Source organism: Prevotella jejuni (assembly GCF_900187995.1).
GTDB lineage: Bacteria > Bacteroidota > Bacteroidia > Bacteroidales > Bacteroidaceae > Prevotella > Prevotella jejuni.
In genome coordinates this window covers 1-19,399 of the sequence record NZ_FZNZ01000046.1, presented here as the reverse complement: position 1 = coordinate 19,399, position 19,399 = coordinate 1, and the positions used below count along the sequence as shown (strand labels likewise).

Genomic DNA, 19,399 nt, shown 5'->3' with positions numbered 1-19,399 from the left:
CTTCGCCTCTTCCATGACATCCTTGTCTACTGAACGATTGCCTGGCTTTCTGCGCCTTGTTTGTACTGCATTTGCTTGGGCAGTTTCCCAATTATAGTGTCTTCTGACTCCGCTATTACGTCTTATTTCACGAGACACTGTACTTGCACTTACATTTATCGCCTTGGCAATATCTTTTTGTTTCGTTCTATTTTGGAGTAGCACAGAAATTGTGTACCTTTGCTCCGAGGTTAATTGTTTGTACATTGCAATGCAAAATTAATTAATCTTTGGGAGACAGAGGTCTCCCTTTCTTATTTTTATGCATTGCTTGTTGATTTTCTTCTCATGGGGGCTTCTCGCCCCCAAACCCCTCGGTGTTTTCAGGTATAGATTATTAAGCTACACCAGCACTTGGGATTGCAGTTCTATGTTGAACTTGCGATGTTAGTTGACTGGGCGATAAGCAATTCGAACATTTATCCGATTCTTGACAGAACAACCTTCTATCTTTCTCTACAAACAACTTGTTCTTATGACTACGTCAAAACATAAAGCTCAAACAACAAAATTCAAAGGCAAGTCACCTCGATTTTAATATGTAGCATTGCGGATATAACCTTAAGCACTCTTGCCTTGTCTTTTGTTGTTGTTGGAACCGTCACCCATCTATTGTCACCTATCTGAACCTGATACTTAGTCTGTTGTGTAGAAGTAATGAGATCATAATTACCCCATGGGATATGCTTGCGCATAATGGTTTCTACGCCCAACTTCTTTATCGTCCCAAGATAGGTTTCCGAGGCTCTTACACTATCAAAACATTCACCATCGGCAAACCTTACAACAAGGCGATCTCGTGTGCGCTGCTTCTTCTCCGTCGTAGATGCGGCCTGCACCTCAAAGCCTACACCCATCTCTAAGACGAGCCCCAAGGAGAGTTGTTGACTGATAGAACGAAGTTGCATATAGCGCGTCTCCGTGTCAGCCTGTGTATTAAGATACCAACCGTCACATATGGGCTTCATCCACTCCTTATACTGTGGATAGATGGTCTTAGATAGTAATGGGAGGTGACACATCGTCATTTCTATTGAGGGGAACCGCTCGGCTCCTATCTCTACCAAAGCCTCTATCATCGTGTTTACTGATTTGCTACAACAGATTACCTTCCCATCAGGAAAGGTGACACGAAGTAATTTCTTCTTTGCTCTTTGACGTAATCTTTCTACTTCCATCTTTACTCAATAAGAATTAGAAATTAGTTAAATGAATATTTACTGCAAAAGCCTTATTGCCATACAAGGATAAAATAGCCTAAAGGTTGACTTTTTATCCTACTCCTAAGATTGAAAAAGCTTCATATCACTTCTGTGTACAGCTCATCACATTCTCTTAAAATAGAGAAAACGATACCATTTCTATAATAAAAAGTATTTATCTATCTATAGATTATAGCCGTTTAGTTGTAAGCATAGGTCTTTATTGCATACAAATATCGTAATAATATTTTAATTACACAAGATATTATCTGCCTTTTTTGCGCCAGAACAAAATAACACGAGCCGTTACTTACTTGGTCTCCACAACCTACTCAAAAGAAAAGAGCCGTAAGGATACGACTCTATATAAGGTAGGACGGCTGCGGAGCTTGAAATTATCGTACTTATATGCAGACGCTCATCCTACTGCAAAGAGGGCGGTACAGCATCACTGTTAGAAATCCCTTCCAACATAGACTCTGTGTTCTCTGCTGCAAAGATACAATATTATCAACCAAAATACAAGTAAAACTCATGGTTTTTCTACATGTCTGTATATTCCAATTCACTCATCTCCGTACTTTCTCCCCCTACATATTTAATGCTAAAACGTTGACTCAATAGCTAAATACATTACCTGCAAACATTCCTTTTTTCGTCTACCCTCCGCACTTATCCAGCCTGATACTTATCATCAGATAGCTATTAACTCTTAATATATGGCTGTAAATTCTGTGCTCTCTGTCGTCTGCTTGCAGGCGTTTATGGATTCCCCCTGTTAGCAAATAGGCCTCTGTTCATCTGTGAAAATCTGTGAGAGATAAAACACGCTACGTCTTAAGACGTTCGCAGATAGCCCTCCGTTAAATCCGTGAACTCTATGAGAGATAAATTATCCTACGAGCCTGTGCGTTCTTTCTCTCACAGAGTTACACAGAAGAACAGAACTCACAAAGGCCCACAGAGACATTAAGTCAACCGATGACACAGACCCTTTCAGCTATTGTTGGGTGTTGGGTGTTAAATGTTGGGTGTTAAAGATTACCTACAGAGGGGGCAAGTTAATGGTACATTCCCATCACGACACAAGCAGCGAAGGAGGGGTAGCCTCGGTGATCACTCCCCTCTCCATTCGGAGAGGGGCTGGGGGTGAGGCTGTAAAGGGCTTACGCTCAACCGATAACACAGAGCGTTACTGCTCACGTTAGCAATAATGTTCTGTGATATCTGTCGTCTGCTTGCAGACGTTTGTGGGTTCCCCCTGTTCACTGAAAGGCCTCTGTTCATCTGTGAAAATCTGTGAGAGATAAAACATACCACGACCTAAGACGTTCGCAAATAGGCTTCTGTTCATCTGTGAGTTCTGTGAGAGACAAAACTCCCAACGGCTTAAGACCTTCGCAGATAGGCTTCTGTTCATCCGTGAGTTCTGTGAGAGACAAAACTCCCAGATAGCCCCCTCTCCCAAGGAATTACTTCCCACAGTTAAAACCCCACAATCATCAAGGAATCAGACTATTACACATACCATTCAAGACCATGCCTGTCTTGCTTCAAGAAGGGCATGTTCTCGATGCAAGAAGGGCATGTTCTCAAATGCAGAAAGGCCCCTTCTTCTTTCTTAATACGCACTCATCATGTTCATGTAGATCAAAAGAAATTTACATCAAGATAAAATACTCCTCCCCCTCACATGCCTTCCATTCTCCCACCCATTTCCCTTCCTCTCCTAATCCACACCCGTCCCATCCCCTGCCCACTCCCCGTCCGTCCCCAGCCCACTCTCCTTCAGCCTCCAGCTCACTCTTCTTCCGCCCCCATCCTATTCCCCTTCTGTCCCCAACCCACTCTCCGTCCGTCCCCAGCCCACTCTCCCCTCTCCGTTACTCCCCGAACTTGTACATCTGTTACCCTGTCTATTAATACACCTAACTTGCTCCCTTTTCCACTCGTTAACCCGTCTACTTCCCCCGTCCCCTGTCTCCTCTCGCATACAACTTGTCCACCCGTCTCCCCGTCAACTCGTCAACTTGCAATGTTACTCATCGAACTTGTTCATCTGTTACCCTGTCTCTTCTCGCATACAACTTGTTCACTCGTCTCCCCGTCAACTCGCCAACTTACAATGTTACTCCCCGAACTTGTTCACCTGTTACCATGTCTATTAATACAGCTAACTTGCTCCCTTGTCCACCCGTTAACCCGTCTACTTGTAAACTATTTTTATCATCTTACTTTTTTGTCGGTACTTTTCCAAAACACTGCAACGCTAATTCTTCCCTTTTTGTCACCCCTTTTTAATATCGAAATGATAACTATCAGTAAAACAAGTTATTAATTAATCACACAAAAGAAGAGAATAAGGTAAGATTTAGAAGTCCAAAACCATGAACACAGACAACACACAGAGTTAAAAGAAACAAAACCCCTCAAAATTCGACCTGTTTGTATATTTATTTCGCAACAACCCACGATTCCCTCCCTATTCGTCGCAGTCAACCTCCTAACTTGTCGTCTACACCCTCCAAGTAGCTACTAAACTGTCGCACCATACTTACCTTTCTGTCGCATCATACTTACTTATCTGTCGCCACTAACTTACTAATTTGTCGTCAATCGGCCTTGTAACTCGTTGAGTGTTAAATGTTTCAACGGTCCTTACTAAGTCTTATAAAGATTGTATAACGATAATCTAACCTGAGAAGAAGTTTTTTAATTTAAAGGTATATAGAATTTCTTGCCGTGTGTGAAGACGATTTTAAACAAGTTTTTTATGCACCCTCCCTTTTTGTCGCACTTGTCTTCTCGCCCCCTCCTCACGCCTCGCTCTCCGTTTTTCGACAACGTTCTCAGATGTTTGGCGGCACGGATGGTCCGATACGTATAGCTCATTTCGATCTTTTCGGCACCATTTTCTTGTCGTTTTTCGAGCTTTTCTTTCAGTTTTTTCATGGCTCGTTTTCCCATAATTGTAGCCCATGCAAGATGCGTTTCCGAGGCCTTTTATCTTCTGCTCCTTCGTCTTTTCTATGCTTTTTGTCGCCTTTCGGTGTTAGTTAACATGATGTTTTAAGTGATTATAAATGATTATAAATATATCTTTATATAAATAATTACTATTATATCAAATACTTGTTAATCAACTAAATACAATATACACTGTTATTCCAATCTATCTGTTATCATACTACTAATAGTTTTCATTAGCAAATAAATATATAAAAATGTATCTTTATAAGAATATCTTTATATCTCACGCTTACCCCTCTACGTAACAACTAAGTTTTTTCTATTTTTGTTTGCTTACTTTGCAAGGTATTTGACCAGATTTTTCGTAGTCGTTGTTTATCGTTGATTTGTATTCAGTTTACTATCCATTTCTTGTCTTCAAGTAGCTCTTCACGACCCAAAAAACGGTAGAAAGCGACCTCCCTTTTTGTCGTCTTTCACTCTTCACAGCGGTCGAGTTTTTCCTCCCTTTTCGTCGCCTCTCATCAATCCTCAAGTCTTTACGCCTGTTTTTTTGCAGCTTCTTCGCCTACAAAGTACGTGCGACAGATAGGGAATGTATTCTTAACTGACTCCTACCCTATCAGTGTTCTAACTCGTTAATAATAAGCATTTTACGTAGAAGAATAGCGTTATTTATGTAGAAGAAGTAACAAAACTTGTCACTTTTTTGTCGCACTTTACTTTCATCAACGCTTATAGCTCCACTGACTATCAGTCTTTTATCGTGTTTTATTAAGTGTTTTCTAAACATTCCCTATTTGTCGTCTTTCTCCCTTCCGAGGCCATGTTCCTTATTTGTCGCAGCCCCTTTGCCGCTCTGTTCAGTTCGTTCAGATTGCTAAGAAAGAAAGATGTTCCTTTTTTGTCGACATACTAAGTGTGTGTATCGTCAGTTTTCTCTCCCTATTTGTCGCACTGACACCTACTAAGCGGACGGTGGTCCCCAGTTCTGTTAGTATTTCTTACGCTTTCTTTCGAGTCTTAAATGGCGTCTAACTCATTGTGATGTTGAATCTTATGTGTACTCTTTGTGTTTACAATAAAGTAATCAGAACCCTTCAAAGCGTAGTCTTTTCCTGTATTGTCATAGTGTGTGTCCGCCCTGTCAAGCCGCTTGCACGACAGCGTAAGGCCCCTTTCACCTGGTCTAATAACGGTGACGAAATATGATTCTATTGCCAAGACGCTAACCTCAGAAGTACCATAAATGACGAAGTCGACTGCTGCTTAATTCCCACATGATGGCTTTCGGCGACTAATAGGGAGCTTATCGATTCTGTCGGATTGGCTACTAAAATTCTACATGTGAGCCGTTCGCACGTCATCTTGTGCTGTGTTCTTCTGTGAGAAAAAGAAAGCACGCTCTCTATGAGATAACACGCAAACAAATTGCTGGTGAGGTTTTTCTCTCACAGAACTCACAGATTTTACAGAACTTTTCAACCAACGTTTCGAACCCACAGAACGCCTCCGGCATACAGAATTCACAGAACGTTTCAGCTAAAGGTGGCTGTAAGGTTCTGTGAAATCGGTTGACTTAATGTCTCTGTGGAACCCTGTGTGTTCTGTTCTTCTGTGATTTTCTGTGAGAGAAAGATTGTTGGATACTCGCAGTGTGGAGTTTTTTCTCTCACAGAGCGCACAGATTTAACGGACCTTTTTGCGCACTGTTTCGATTCCACAGAAGGCCTCCGGCATACAGAATTCACAGAACGTTTCAGCTAAAGGTGGCTGTAACGTTCTGTGAAATCGGTTGACTTAATGTCTCTGTGAAAGTTTGTGTGTTCTGTTCTTCTGTGTTCTCTGTGAGAAAAAGAACAATTGTGAAACTCGCTGGTGAGGTTTTTTCTCACAGAACTCACAGATTTAACAGAATCTTTTTGCGCACTGTTTCGAGACCACAGAACGCCTCCGGCATACAGATATCACAGAGCGTTAAAACTATCGTAGATACTAATAAGGGACAATACAAAGCCGATATCCTTCTTATAGGGGTATCTCGGTGATCACTCCCCTTCCCTCCGGGGGAGGGGTCGGGGGAGGGGCCGCTATCTTTATGGGCCTTTGTGTGTTCTGTTCTTCTGTGTAAATCTGTGAGAAATAGATTGCACCCACTCTATGAGATAGCACACAAACAACTCGCTGGGGAGGTTTTCCTCTCGCAGAGAAGAAAGAGCGTTACTGCTATGCTTGGCGATGATTTTTGGGAAAGAGGAGAGTTCATAGGATGATAAAAAAATATTACATTGCTTTAAGAGAGACTCCTTCTAAATATGAGTATAATGTGTCTTCTGATTTCGTTTATAACCTACACGAAATCAGAATGTTACGGATAGAATATGGGAATATGCCTTTCTTGCTCCAAGAAGGGCGTCTTCAACGTGCAAGAGGGGCATGTTCTCGAACGTAGAAGGGCCTCTTCTTGTCACATACTCGCACCCCTTTTCGAATGTAGAGGGGCTGGTTAGCGAAGAATCCTTACATTTCCTGCTCGCATACTTAGCATTCCTGCTGTTGGTGCTCCCTCCTCCGTCCCCTGCTGTCCAGTTCTGCGAGGCATTGCTTCGTAGTCCCTCGCTCAACCTGCGGGGCAAAAGATGGCTCACCCCCAGTCCTTTCCACGAACGCTTGATACAATAAATAGCAGGGGTGTTCGTTATGTTTATGATGATGTTAGGGCTGCGTATGGATGCTTGAATGGTAAATATAAAGTACAAAACACAGCGAAATTATTGAAGAAAAAACATCATTTTGTTGCTGATGCTGGCACCCCCTTTTGCACAGACCTAACTCCGTAAAAGTAGAAGGAGCTGACAATCAGTTATATATAGATAATGTTTGTTGTGGGCAGCCGAGCCTTGAAACAAACAAGACGGAGTGGGATTGATGAATGGGGCGTACTTTGAAGCATGCTAATAAAATGATTTATCAGAAGATGAATGATGCGGTGATGACATCAGAACAGGTTACGTAAGCGATACGAAAGTTGCATAAACAATTAGAAAACCTAAGAGACGAAGGTTTAGATAGGCTTGCACTTTACACATGAAATATAATTATGAACACAGAAGAAAATAATAAACAGATAGCTGAACTGGCGCAGCGACTAAATATGAAGTTTCCCAGTTCGTATGTTGATTTCCTATCCGAAATCGACAATGGAGACGTGTTTGAAATAAAAGGAACAGGAATATGTATGTATTCTTACGCTGATCTGGAGGAAAGAAACCTGACGTATGAGGTTGAAGCGTTCGAACCTAACTATTTTATGATTGGTCAGGACGGCGATTTAGCCTACTTTATTCGCAGAGATAATCCCATCGACGACTCGATATATTCAAATGATCTTGGGGCATTAGGAGCATCGGAGATGAAAAAGGAGGCTGATGATATTCTTCGTTTCATAGCCTTAGTCGAGGAGAAATAATTGTTTTGTCGATGTTTTAGGCTATTTGGAATAAGACGTAAAAAGCTGGGGGAGTATCTGACAACCATCTTAGTTCTGCATTGACGAATGGTGGTTCATGCCTTTTTCAAGCGGGGTGGAATGAGAAATTTACAAACGATACCTCTTTAATGGGTTGGCTCGATGAGCCTTTCCGATGGTTTCCCTGAGGCTAAAATAAAGTCGATAAAAAGGGTGTCAACAATGATGATAAGCATAAAAAAAGGTGACACTTGTGCCAAGATAAACTAATCTTAGTAAGGATAGGGAGGACCGTTCTATAACAGATTGACCTGTGGAAGTGTAAAGTAGTTAAACATCTGATATTCAGTAGGGTATTGTTGAGTAATCTAAAAGTAAACTGATAAAATTGATATGGATAAAGAGCGTATTTTAGAAAAGTTAGAATGGCTGTTTAAATCGGCCTTATCGGCACCAGACCCAACCTCAGAGGAGTTTAAGGAAGAACAGTTCCTTTTCTTCGAGAACTATGTTCGATTTCTGCAAGATAACGGTTTTACCACGCGGGTTCTATTAAAGGAAAATGAAAAGGCGACGGCTGAGTCGCAAATAAAAATTGGTGATTTGACCCCTGAAGGGTTGAAGTTTTATTTCTATGGGATAAGGAAATGGAGAGAGAAATACGACCGTGCGAAGGATAAAAAGAAAGCTATTAATGACTTTAATTTTATCGAGAAGAAACTGAAACAGTTTCGTGAACAATAAAGTGAAAGGACTCGGAGACATTAACACCTTATTATATATAGTCGGCGTATCGGTCGGCATCACTTGTTTTTAACCTTGTGTGTTCTGTTCTTCTGGGTTTTTCTGTGAGGGATAGAAAGCACCCTCGCTATGAGATGATACACAAACAAATTGCTGGGGATTTTTTCTCTCACGCTGAGAAGGTTTTTCTCTCACAGAGCGCACAGAGCTCACTGAGCATTTAGGTGCACGTTTCGAGCGTACAAGATAGTGGCCCCTCCCCCAACCCCTCCCCCGCAGGGAGGGGCGTGATATGTGAGGTTACCCCTATTGGGCTGCTTGTGTGGGGCGTGGGGAGTTTTTTCTTTCACGAAGGATATTTCTTTCTCTCACAGAACTCACAGATTTAACAGAACATTTCAACCAACGTTCCGAACTCACAGAACGCCTCCGGCATACAGAATTCACAGAGGCCTCACCCCCAGCCCCTCTCCGAATGTAGAGGGGAGTGGTATGTGAGGTTACCCCTATTAGCCTGCTAATAGAAGGAGAGTGAATGCTAAACATTTGGTGGACATGTAGGGGTATCTCGGTGATCACTCCCCTCTCCATTCGGAGAGGGGCTGGGGGTGAGGCCTCTGTTGGCTGTAACGTTCTGTGTTATCGGTTGACTTAATGTCTCTGTGGAATGCTGTGTGTTCTGTTCTTCTGTGTTCTTCTGTGAGAAAAAGAACATTGGGGAGTCGTGTGTGGAGTTTTTTCTTTCACGAAGGATATTTCTTTCTCTCACAGAACTCACAGATTTAACAGAGCTTTTCAACCAACGTTTCGAGCCCACAAGATAGTGGCCACTCCCCCAACCCCTCCCCCGCAGGGAGGGGCGTAGTATGTGAGGTTACCCCTACATGACTGTCATTAAGGGACATAACGAAGCCTACATCCTTTTTATAGGGGTATCTCGGTGATTACGCCCCTCCCTTTTGGGGAGGGGAGGGGGGAGGGGCCTCTTCCTCACATGGGTATTTCGGTGATCACTCCCCTTCCCTTCGGGGGAGGGGTCGGGGGAGGGGCCGCTTCTTTTCGTTCGATAGTTCCAGGGCACAGGGTGGTCCCACATCATTCTTTATAGAGCCTATTTCTTCCGTTGAAATAATCCTGTGTCGTCAAGAAAATATCTTACAGTCTCCATACGAACTTTGGGATTAACAACACCTCCTATGATATCACCATTCTCATCAATCTCAACAAGGGACTTATGATATTTATGTAATGTTATTACAAAGTCCTTTGTTATGGTGAAATCATTATAATACATGATTTCAGAAATGAACCGACTGTCTAATAAGAGTCTGTCAATAAGTTTATTATCCTTATATGAGTTTATCTGAATATTAAGAAAGTCAATGTCGCTTTCTCCCGTGTAGTTGTATATAATTATTCTACAGACTATACCCTTATATACAATAGTTTTTATGGTATAATATGGTATCTTTTCTTCTGATTTGACATCAAATATGTTTTCTTTGATACCATTACATAGTTGGTCATTAGGCATAAAAACAGCCATTGGCAATGAGTCTGTATTGCAACAAACATACTTCACAGAGTCAGGAGTCATTTGGTAATATTGTTCAGCATCCTTAGAAGTGAACATATTTTTCTCATTATGGACGCTGATCTCTCTCTCCTTTTCTTTCGCAGCATAGCAATTGTAGAAGGAGAACAGGATTAGCAAAACAAATAATATATTATTCCTCATTCCTTTATGATATTTAAGTTGGGTCAATATCCTTGTAAATGTAAATGGTGATGATGGTTAGGGTGTTTCTTAGTATGGGGTAGATCATATATGTTCCCACCTATCTAATAAGGCCAAACTAATAAACTTTTCCAACCATATTTATATAATGCTTTATTCCATGCAATTTGCCTTTTTATATCAAGTTCGTGTGGAGTAGCGGTAAGGTCTAATATCTTTCCACTTCTATCTTTACGTAAATATCTTATATCACCATTCTTCCCATTTAGATGTGAAGAGCTTACCACCGGCGAACCATCAGACATACTGAATCCATTACAAACAATATCATCAAAGCAGACCTCTAACTTTTCACCTAAAAGGCTTGCCCATGTGTGCTCATTCGCATAGTCTCTTTGTGAATTTATCGTTAGTTTATAATGCTTATTTCCATCTCTATATACGTCCTGTACACATCTTAAAACGATAAGATTAACAGTCCCACTTTTCGCTTCATACACTTTTGTAGGTTTAATACTCGCAAAGCCAATTTCATATTTCTGTCTCTTTTCATCATGATAGCTATACTTGTATTTATCCTCATATCCTTTCTGTATTGCTCTCAGAATATGTTTTTCTATTCTTCCATCCCAATAGACATGATATGTGACGATGCCTGGCACGATAGCTGTAATTGTTACGCTTCCCACTGTCTGTGGGTGCTTATTCCACATTCATAGTAATCTACGTTCTATATTGAGCCACCTATTGATAGATATTTCATTGGAGAGATCTGAACGTAAGTGGTCATTTCTTCTCCGCAATGGGGCTTTCCTCCGTCTTCACCATCAGCTCCAAAATGATATTATCGGAGGGGTTATCCATCAGCATACGCAATGTCATTCATCAGCTAAAGACTACTTTGAGAAATCATCTCGGCCAACAGATATTTCAAAAACATTAGTTGGACAGTCTGACATCATAGCTTTGTGCATTAAATATCAGTGATGATTATAGACATAGATCCTGTTTATTAGGTTTTTGCAAAGATAGATTTTTCTTTCTAAAAAGCAAAGACACAAGAGAATAAATTATGGATCATACGGATTTAGGAGTAATAATTGGATGGGAACATGACTTGAGACATCCCAACCGATAAGCTCCGCACGAGTCCAAAGTAATATCTGCTCATTCTGTGAACTCTGTGAGAGATAAAACTCCCAACGCGCCTCTTGCTTTCTTTTTCTCACAGAAAAACACAGGTGAATAGGTTTCACAAACCTACATAGATAGTGGCCCCTCCCCCAACCCCTCCCCCGCAGGGAGGGGCGTGATATGTGAGGTTACCCCTACAAGACAGTGGCCCCTCCCCCAACCCCTCCCCCGCAGGGAGGGGCGTAGTATGTGAGGTTACCCCTACATGACTGCCATTAAGGGACATAACGAAGCCTACATCCTTTTTATAGGGGTATCTCGGTGATTACTCCCCTTCCCTTTTGGGGAGGGGACGGGGGAGGGGCCAGCTGGTTGTTAGTATGTGAGGTTACCTTTACTGGCTTGCTGACACGAGGTGTGAGTAAGCATTTCTTTCACGCTGGTGAGTTTTTTCTCTCACAGAGCGCACAGATTTAACAGAACCCATTTGCGCACAGTTTCGAACTCACAGAACGCCTCCGGCATACAGAATTCACAGAACGTTATAACTAAAGATGGCTGTAAGGTTCTGTGAAATCGGTTGACTTAATGTCTCTGTGGAATGCTGTGTGTTCTGTTCTTCTGTGTTCTCTGTGAGAAATAGAACGCACCCACTCTATGAGACAACACACAAACAACATGCTGGGTAGTTTTTTCTCTTACAGATCTCACAGATTTAACAGAACATTTTTGCTTACAGTTTCGAACTCACAGAACGTCTCCGGCATACAGATATCACAGAGCGTTAAAACTATCGTAGATACTAATAAGGGACAACACAAAGCCGATATCCTTCTTATAGGGGTATCTCGGTGATCACTCCCCTCCCCCGCAGGGAGGGGCGTAGTATGTGAGGTTACCCCTACATGACTGCCATTAAGGGACACAACGAAGCCTACATCCTTTTTATAGGGGTATCTCGGTAATTACGCCCCTCCCTTTTGGGGAGGGGACGGGGGAGGGGCCTCTTCCTCACATGGGTATCTCGGTGATCACTCCCCTTCCCTCCGGGGGAGGGGACGGGGGAGGGGCCAGCTGTGGACGTTGTTGTGGCAAGCTGTGGACAGTGCTGTGGGCAGCTTGGAATGGAGTTGATACCTCTTTCTTATAGGGGTATCTCGGTAGTCTTTCTCCCCACCCTTCTCTCTCCTTCCCCCTTTTACTGTTTGTCAAATCTTTTGCCTCTCTCAAACTTTCCACATGCTTCTCTTGATTTAAGAACATGCCTTTCAACGTTCGAGAATATGCCTTTCTTGCGTAATGAAGGGGCCTTTCTTGTATCAAGAGGGGCGTCCTCTTCAACACTTTGTGTAATTGTTTGATTTCTTGTGAGTTATATGCTCATTTCTTCGAGGTAATTACATCGCTCAATGAAGTGGCTTTTATCGAATTATTGTTATGATTCTTTCCGCTTTTGTTAATAGCTTGATTGTACGTGAGTCGGTTTCATAATTAATCTATCGAGGTATATGCACGTCTTATTTAGTTTATTATTTCTCATGCTTAAGTATTCATTTTTTTTATCGTTCAGTTCTCTTTCTTTCGACGCACATTACCGATTTTTGTTTGTGTGAATATGGTCCAAGAATGATTCCAAACCTATCTAACGAGCGTAAAATATTCTTTCCGTTGTGTAAAAGATAATCCATCATTATACGTGCCATCACTTTGTTCTGTTTATTCAAGTATTTTTATTCCTCCCACAGTCCCTTTGTCTCTGTGATTTCTGTCACCTTTAGGGTTCTGTGCAAGCCCTCTGTAAATTCTGTTCATTTGTGAACTTTGAGAGAGAAGGATATATTTAGCGCTTTTCTTGTTTATTATCTCATAAATAATACTCGTTTCTGTCTCGTCAATTAGTACAGATTTTTGTGCATCCAAAGAGCTGACAGATGTATTTAGAGTTATTCTGTCCTCTCTTTAAGCTGCCTTTTCCCTATCTATTTCATCCGTTACAACTGTTCCCTCTGTTATTCTGTCTCTTTTTTAAGCTGCCTTTTTTCCTATCCATCTCACCCGTTACTACTGTTCCTTCTGTTATTCTGTCTCTTTTTTAAGCTGCCTTTTTCTTATCCATCTCACCCGTTACTACTGTTCCTACTGTTATTCTGTCTCCTTTTTAAGCTGCTTTTTTTCCTATCCATCTCACCCGTTACTACTGTTCCTTCTGTTATTCTGTCTTCTTTTTAAGTTGCCTTTTTCTATCCATCCCACCCATTACAACTGTTCCCTCTTTTATTCTGTCCTCTTTTTAAGCAGCCTTTTCCCTATCCATCCCACCCGTTACTACTGTTCCTTCTGTTATTCTGTCTTCTCTTTAAGTTGCCTTTTTCCTATCCATCCCACCCATTACAACTGTTCCCTCTGTTATTCTGTCCCTTTTTTTAAGCTGCCTTTTTCCTATCCATCTCACCCGTTACAACTGTTCCCCCTGTTATTCTGTCTTCTTTTTATCCTGTCTCTTACTCCCCCACACAATCATCGTTACTGTTCTTTCTGTTACTCTGTCTTCTTTTATCCACTCTTTCACCTCCCCTTCCCAACCATCGTTACTGTTTCCTTTGTTACTCTGTCTCCTCTTACCCTGTCCCTTTTTCACTTTTTTGTCGCACTTTCTCATCGTTGCTTTTCCTTGTTATTTCTCGTCTACGAAAGCATATTTTCGTCAAGTGTTGACCTTATTTTTTTGCTCTATTCTATCCCTATTGTCTATTACAAAACCATCTATTTATGTCTTTATCTGGACATATTTTCATGTTATTATCTAAGTATATAAAAATACTTTTAGTCCTTTAATGATTTGCTTGTTTACTTACTTTGTTTTTATTTTTGCTTTTTATTTATGTAAGTAGACTTTTGTTTTATTGCTTAATAATATAAATCATTATTTATATAAGTATAGATTATTGTATTTAATGGTTTATGTTCAGTAAATATATAAATACGTAATAGTATATATAATACCATGTTTAATTAACTATATAAATACATATTACCTTGCAAAACATAGTCTTCATTTATAATTAATATATAAACATATAAACAAATATACGCTTTTGTTATTTACACAATATTACTCATTACGTCGTTATTTTTACGTTCCTTTTTACACATTTGTATTTGTTCTTTCTTGATAATTTAGGTGTTTTTTCTTTTCAACAGGTGCCGAGTTACTTCTCCACCCTCCCCTACTTTTGTTTTTGTCGTCCTACGTTTTGACTCTTTTTATGGTTTCATCGCTCCACTTTTCGCATTTACTGTAATTTGGAGAGGGATCTCTTAGTCTCTGTTCTGAAGCGTTTTTGTTTCTTTTCAAACGTTTCCTACGTTTTTCACAGTTCTATCCTTGTAACCTATTGAATGTAAGAATTATATATATCTATCTAAATCACTATTTATATCTTTACTTTTTTCTTTGATTAAAAGTTATAGGTTTAGTTATAGATGTTTGTTTGCTAACTTGCTCGTTACAGTTTTCATTTTCGTTTTAGTTCGATGAAATCGCTCAAAATTGCTGTTTTTCTTTGTTAGAATCTTGTATTCCTACGACCGCTTTGCATGGTTTTTTAGAAACAATTAGTTGTTACTCTCTGATTCAGAGTATTCTGTATTTTTATATATTCAACTATATATATGAATGTATTTTTACCCCATTTTATCGCTAATCTAATCCTCTCGTTCTACTTTGGTCGTACATTCTTATAGTCTCTTTGTTCTCAGTTTTCATCATTTTGAATGCTCATAACTCGTGAAGGAGGATTTCCCTTTATTCGCTCATGATACCCTCCTTTTTCCTTAAATACGTATATAACTGTTTCTTTATTTATGTATATGGCTGATTATACTATTATACAAGTAAGTAAATATGTACCTATTTCAATTGCAGAATGTATGTTTATCAATACGTAAATATATAAATATATTATAATTATAGAGTGTCTTTTTGAGTATTCTCTAATGTGTTGTTGTCTTTTAATCGATAGTTTTATATATTTATTAGATGTGTAACTACATAAATATATATAAAGATTAAGACTTAAAAGAGTATTTATTTTATTGTATTTATGCCTACTTGTCTTTTTATTTTTCTCATTAAAAATGTTTAGATGTATTTGTTTCTTTCAATAATTAGGCGTATATTTGCAAGTATAAAAATATAACCACATCATTATGTGTGTATTTGTTTGAATCTATTTTAATATAATTATATATGAAATTAGGTACTTTTTCGGTTTCATCTAAGGCGGGTGAAGTACTGAATTGGAGTATGGGTTTATACCTTGCTTTTAGTGGTCTCAGTTTTATAGACAACTGGACGTCGGCACCCAATGAGGGTCAGGGAGTGATCACTCAGGCGTTTGCCACATTTCAGAGCAGCTCCATGATTCAAGTGATAGAGGCCGTTGCACTTCTTGCGACAGAGTTAACAATGTTGGAGGTGTTCCGCAGGTGTTTGAGTCGTAACAAGCATTTCACTGCACAATTAGCGGTCATCGTTGTGATGGTCCTAACGTTCTTGATTGCTGCAGCATCCAATCTCCCTATGTTCTTATGCACACCAGAGGAGTTGAGCAACGGGATATCTGGAGTAGCCTTAAGTAAGTTCTCAATGTTCTCAAATGCCTGTGGACTCGTACTCTTCGTTACCAACCTCATCCTCTGCATCCAATTAATGGTGAAATATGCTGGGAGAATCCGTCTTTACGGTGCTTCTTTGATAGGATGTGACGTGGCTATTTCGCTCGCAAACATGGTTTACGGCTATATATATAATAATGTGGGCGGTGTTACGATGGACCAGATAACGACCTACGGTACGATTGTTTCTATCCTTAGCTTTGTTCTTGGCTTAGCACCTTACTGCCTTCTGCGCAGAACAATGGTAGCAGCAGACTAACAGAAAGCTCATTATTAATAAGGTAGTAGGACCTAATTGCATTTTTGTCCCTCCTCTACCCCACTATTGATGGCGCCCGATGCTGATAGTATAGGAAATCTTCAATAAAGGAGGCTCATAATTTGAGTATTTGTGGGAAGGGATACGAGTGGTTGAGAAAATCGACAAAATGATAGGGGTTAAAGGTGGGCAAATGTGACAAAAAGTAAGGAGAAGAATGCTTATTAGCTTTGATTTATCCTTGAATATAGGCCTAATGTGCCATATTAGGCTAATAAGGCTAATAAAAAGATAGCCTACCGGCTTCTAAAAAGGTAGCCTGAAAAGCGCAAAAGAGAGGCAATAAGGCCTCAGATAGCCGTTTTTAAGGATAAAAACCATAAAAAGGAGCTTTCTTTGTCCGCGTTAGGCAGCAAGAGCCTCGAGGCAGGCTTGGGAGATACAAAACATCGAAGAGTGATAAGACAGATATGTAATCCGATTGAAATATATATACGTAAATAGCTTAAAGAGCTAAAATATAAATATTCGAAAGCATAGATACGTAAATAGACAAGTACGGGAAAAAGTAAAAACATAAATATATAAACAATGAAGAATAAGAAGATCGTTTTCGCAAATCAGAAGGGTGGAGTAGGGAAGAGCACGTTGTGTATACTCTTTGCCAACTATCTTGCTGCAAAGGGTAGGGACGTTTGTATCATTGATACCGACTTGCAGAAGACTATTCTGATGCAGCGTCGGAAGGACAAGCTCATCTACGAGGGTGAAGAAGAGCCTTACAATGTGCAGGACTTCGACGTGACAGATGTCGAGACTATGCAGTCGTTGGTTGATTCAGCCTCTCAGGTAGAGGGCTACGTACTATTCGACTCGCCTGGTAACATCAGCGAAGACGGTTTAGCACCACTCTTCGTGGGGGCCGACTACATCGTCTGTCCTTACGAATACGAGGACAAGGCGCTGGACTCAACGGGCGTCTTCGTGCAGGTGCTTAACGTGCTACGCGAGCATAACCCACAGATGTCAGCCAAGCTCTTCTTCGTCCCCAACCGCATCGACCCACGTATTGGTACGGCAGAGGAGCAGGAGATGTGGCGGCGAACAGATGAGGTGTTTGGCAATTTCGGACTTGTCACACCTGTCGTCAATAGCCGTGCAACACTGAAGCGCACAAACACCTTCGAACTGCTTGGTACGCAACGCGACGCTGTTAAAAAGGCGTTTGATTATATGCTGAGGAGGATGAAATAAAAACCTCCCCCCAGCCCCCTCCGAAAGAGGGGGAGTGCCTAACGGGATGAAGTTGGATAAAACAGGTTAGATAAACGAGATTTAATAACGCAGATTAGATAAATGATGTCTAAGAAAGCAGGTTAGATAAATAAAATCCAATAAGGTTGTTTGGACAAACGTAGTTAGACAATACTAATCGAAAAAGACTTCGTAAGGGCGCGATAGGGGAGAGAGGATGACGAAAGGACATATCAAAAGAAGGAAATGATAAGTCCACGTTTATATATAACAAAGTAAAAACAAAGAAACAAATATACAATGGCTAAGAAGAAGAAAACAATGGTGGTGATGCCAGGTGCGATGACCGACTTGGCGCATAGGGTACAGAAAGGACCACGACCAAATCCTATTACTAATTCTGAAGAGACGACGATGGATGAGCAGGAGGTAGACGAACCTGTACAGTATGATACGAACAATGTTGATCAGGAGGTGCATACACAGGTTGAGGAACAGCAGCCAGAGGAGTATGCTGAAACTATTGCAGATGTTGATGAGCCAGCAGCAGCACCAACGGCCCCTACAAGTTCGTTCCGTCGGGTAGAGCCCAAGCAGGAAGCAGTCGACCGCAAAGACCGCACCGCACCGGCTGCGAAGAAGCTACCAAAGGCTGAGGGCCGACAGCTCGCACGTGAGTATTCACTCGCAAAGGATAGCGGGGAGGACAGTTGGCAGATTTTCCTCGACCTGGCACGCGACTATAAGGCACGCGACTCACGTCTGGCCACGGTCTATATCGACTCCGATCTCAAGGGTGTCCTCGACCGTCTGAAGTCTGCTACGAGTGTGAAGCTCCCTTCAACAGCCCTACTGAGTGCCATCGTTGCCCGCTTCGTCTTCGAACACGAGAAGGATATTAAGAACGCAATCTTTGGTGAGAGCTTGTTGTAAGAACTATAATAAAAGAACAAAACTGCAGGACAATAGTAGGCCCAACTGGCCCCACCCCCAACCCCCTCCCCCATAGGGCTACTCTTTCTATACATCTTTTTAATATCATAATACATTGATACTCAGTAAAATACTTGCGTATGTCATGGTTTTTTAGTATCTTTGTATATGCAATTAAACAACATATTTGACTCTCTCGGAGGAGATAAAAGAATCGAACGAAGAGTTAATAGCTTGTTCGATAAGATGGTAGAGAAACAGAGTGCGGTTATTAATAAGTGCTTTGAAGATAAGGCACCTAAAGTTGGTGCATATAGAGTACTACGTAATAAGAACTGGGATATGGAAGATCTAATAGATAGAATAAGGCAATTCTCTGGTAGTGAGTGTGTTGGACATAAACATGTATTATGCATACAAGACACTACGGAGCTCTCTTACGACCACATGAAAGGGCGTTTGAAGGAGGATGACCCCGACTTTGGAGATGGTTCTATGCAACTGAAAAAGTATTCTATTTTCGTACATCCTACTATGATTGTGGACGCTGAATCTTGCCTTCCCATAGGCTTCTCCTCTGTGAGAATATGGAATCGTGAGCGCATAGAAGGACGAAAGAAGACTAATAAACGAGCTACTTTACCATATAAGGATAAGGAATCCTACCGGTGGACTTTGTCTGCAAAGGAGAGCGCAGAGTGCATCCCTAGTGATGTTCGTAAGACAATAGTTGGCGATCGTGAGAGTGATGTCTACGCCTTTATGGACGAGACTTTGGAAGTGGGATGCGACTTTTTGATACGTTCAACTCATAATCGCAAGAGTAGCGTAGGTACTGATTTAGATACACTTACAGAGCATTTAGCCAAGCAGAAACCTATGGGCGAGTACAGTTTCTCACTCCCCGGACGGCAAGGTCGAAAGAACAGAACAGCCATTATGGAGGTACGTTTTATGCCTATCACCCTTCACGCACCACA

General features: G+C 41.0%; 13 protein-coding genes. 6 read left to right on the top strand and 7 right to left on the bottom strand.

The annotated features are described in order from the left end of the window. From CHB62_RS13130 to CHB62_RS13120, 3 genes are all read right to left on the bottom strand, one after another. A partial coding sequence (locus tag CHB62_RS13130; protein WP_009012764.1) for a helix-turn-helix domain-containing protein occupies window positions 1-246 on the bottom strand: 246 nt, incomplete at its 3' end. 305 nt (window positions 247-551) lie between these two features. Then, entirely contained in the window at window positions 552-1,217 is a 666-nt protein-coding gene (locus CHB62_RS13125) for a hypothetical protein (RefSeq protein ID WP_089367185.1), read from the bottom strand. A gap of 2,736 nt (window positions 1,218-3,953) precedes the next feature. Then, window positions 3,954-4,193, bottom strand: coding sequence for a hypothetical protein (locus tag CHB62_RS13120; RefSeq protein ID WP_141240434.1), 240 nt, complete (start codon window positions 4,191-4,193; stop codon window positions 3,954-3,956). A gap of 3,118 nt (window positions 4,194-7,311) precedes the next feature. Between CHB62_RS13120 and CHB62_RS13110 the strand changes: the two genes are divergently transcribed. Continuing rightward, window positions 7,312-7,680, top strand: a complete 369-nt coding sequence (locus CHB62_RS13110; RefSeq protein WP_009010297.1) for an SMI1/KNR4 family protein — start codon at window positions 7,312-7,314, stop codon at window positions 7,678-7,680. Between the two features lie 393 nt (window positions 7,681-8,073). Continuing rightward, window positions 8,074-8,424, top strand: a complete 351-nt coding sequence (locus CHB62_RS13105) for a cyclopropane-fatty-acyl-phospholipid synthase (RefSeq protein ID WP_089367183.1) — start codon at window positions 8,074-8,076, stop codon at window positions 8,422-8,424. Between the two features lie 1,111 nt (window positions 8,425-9,535). On the opposite strand, the gene CHB62_RS13100 is transcribed toward CHB62_RS13105, so the two are convergent. The 4 genes from CHB62_RS13100 to CHB62_RS14965 form a co-directional block, all read right to left on the bottom strand. After that, window positions 9,536-10,057: a hypothetical protein gene (locus tag CHB62_RS13100; protein WP_240616283.1), complete on the bottom strand. Its 522-nt coding sequence runs from the start codon at window positions 10,055-10,057 to the stop codon at window positions 9,536-9,538. 209 nt (window positions 10,058-10,266) lie between these two features. After that, window positions 10,267-10,875, bottom strand: coding sequence for a hypothetical protein (locus tag CHB62_RS13095; RefSeq protein ID WP_089367181.1), 609 nt, complete (start codon window positions 10,873-10,875; stop codon window positions 10,267-10,269). Window positions 10,876-11,232: 357 nt separating this feature from the next. Beyond that, window positions 11,233-11,391 carry a hypothetical protein gene (locus tag CHB62_RS14970; protein ID WP_158296859.1) on the bottom strand — a complete coding sequence of 53 codons (159 nt, stop codon included), beginning with the start codon at window positions 11,389-11,391 and terminating at the stop codon, window positions 11,233-11,235. A gap of 2,378 nt (window positions 11,392-13,769) precedes the next feature. Beyond that, on the bottom strand, window positions 13,770-13,955 hold the full coding sequence (locus CHB62_RS14965; RefSeq protein WP_089367178.1) for a hypothetical protein: 186 nt from the start codon (window positions 13,953-13,955) through the stop codon (window positions 13,770-13,772). Between the two features lie 1,590 nt (window positions 13,956-15,545). Here CHB62_RS14965 and CHB62_RS13075 point away from each other — a divergent pair. From CHB62_RS13075 to CHB62_RS13060, 4 genes are all read left to right on the top strand, one after another. Then, complete coding sequence (locus CHB62_RS13075; RefSeq protein ID WP_089367177.1) at window positions 15,546-16,232, top strand: hypothetical protein; 687 nt, start codon at window positions 15,546-15,548, stop codon at window positions 16,230-16,232. A gap of 591 nt (window positions 16,233-16,823) precedes the next feature. Further along, window positions 16,824-17,486 (top strand): ParA family protein, encoded by a 663-nt coding sequence (locus tag CHB62_RS13070; RefSeq protein WP_009010307.1) that lies wholly within the window; start codon window positions 16,824-16,826, stop codon window positions 17,484-17,486. A 300-nt stretch (window positions 17,487-17,786) separates the two neighbouring features. Further along, the gene (locus CHB62_RS13065; RefSeq protein WP_176414876.1) at window positions 17,787-18,419 is read left to right on the top strand and encodes a hypothetical protein; all 633 of its coding nucleotides are present in this window, start codon (window positions 17,787-17,789) and stop codon (window positions 18,417-18,419) included. A gap of 246 nt (window positions 18,420-18,665) precedes the next feature. Beyond that, a partial coding sequence (locus CHB62_RS13060) for an IS4 family transposase (protein WP_254919388.1) occupies window positions 18,666-19,399 on the top strand: 734 nt, incomplete at its 3' end.

What these genes read in the sequence shown, in the direction of transcription:
- CHB62_RS13125 (WP_089367185.1), bottom strand. Translation starts at nt 1,217, where the DNA reads ATGGAAGTAGAAAGATTACGTCAAAGAGCAAAGAAGAAATTACTTCGT.
- CHB62_RS14965 (WP_089367178.1), bottom strand. Translation starts at nt 13,955, where the DNA reads ATGAGAAAGTGCGACAAAAAAGTGAAAAAGGGACAGGGTAAGAGGAGA.
- CHB62_RS13070 (WP_009010307.1), top strand. Translation starts at nt 16,824, where the DNA reads ATGAAGAATAAGAAGATCGTTTTCGCAAATCAGAAGGGTGGAGTAGGG.
- CHB62_RS13075 (WP_089367177.1), top strand. Translation starts at nt 15,546, where the DNA reads ATGAAATTAGGTACTTTTTCGGTTTCATCTAAGGCGGGTGAAGTACTG.
- CHB62_RS13110 (WP_009010297.1), top strand. Translation starts at nt 7,312, where the DNA reads ATGAACACAGAAGAAAATAATAAACAGATAGCTGAACTGGCGCAGCGA.
- CHB62_RS13105 (WP_089367183.1), top strand. Translation starts at nt 8,074, where the DNA reads ATGGATAAAGAGCGTATTTTAGAAAAGTTAGAATGGCTGTTTAAATCG.
- CHB62_RS13095 (WP_089367181.1), bottom strand. Translation starts at nt 10,875, where the DNA reads ATGTGGAATAAGCACCCACAGACAGTGGGAAGCGTAACAATTACAGCT.
- CHB62_RS13120 (WP_141240434.1), bottom strand. Translation starts at nt 4,193, where the DNA reads ATGAAAAAACTGAAAGAAAAGCTCGAAAAACGACAAGAAAATGGTGCC.
- CHB62_RS13065 (WP_176414876.1), top strand. Translation starts at nt 17,787, where the DNA reads ATGGCTAAGAAGAAGAAAACAATGGTGGTGATGCCAGGTGCGATGACC.
- CHB62_RS13100 (WP_240616283.1), bottom strand. Translation starts at nt 10,057, where the DNA reads ATGTTCACTTCTAAGGATGCTGAACAATATTACCAAATGACTCCTGAC.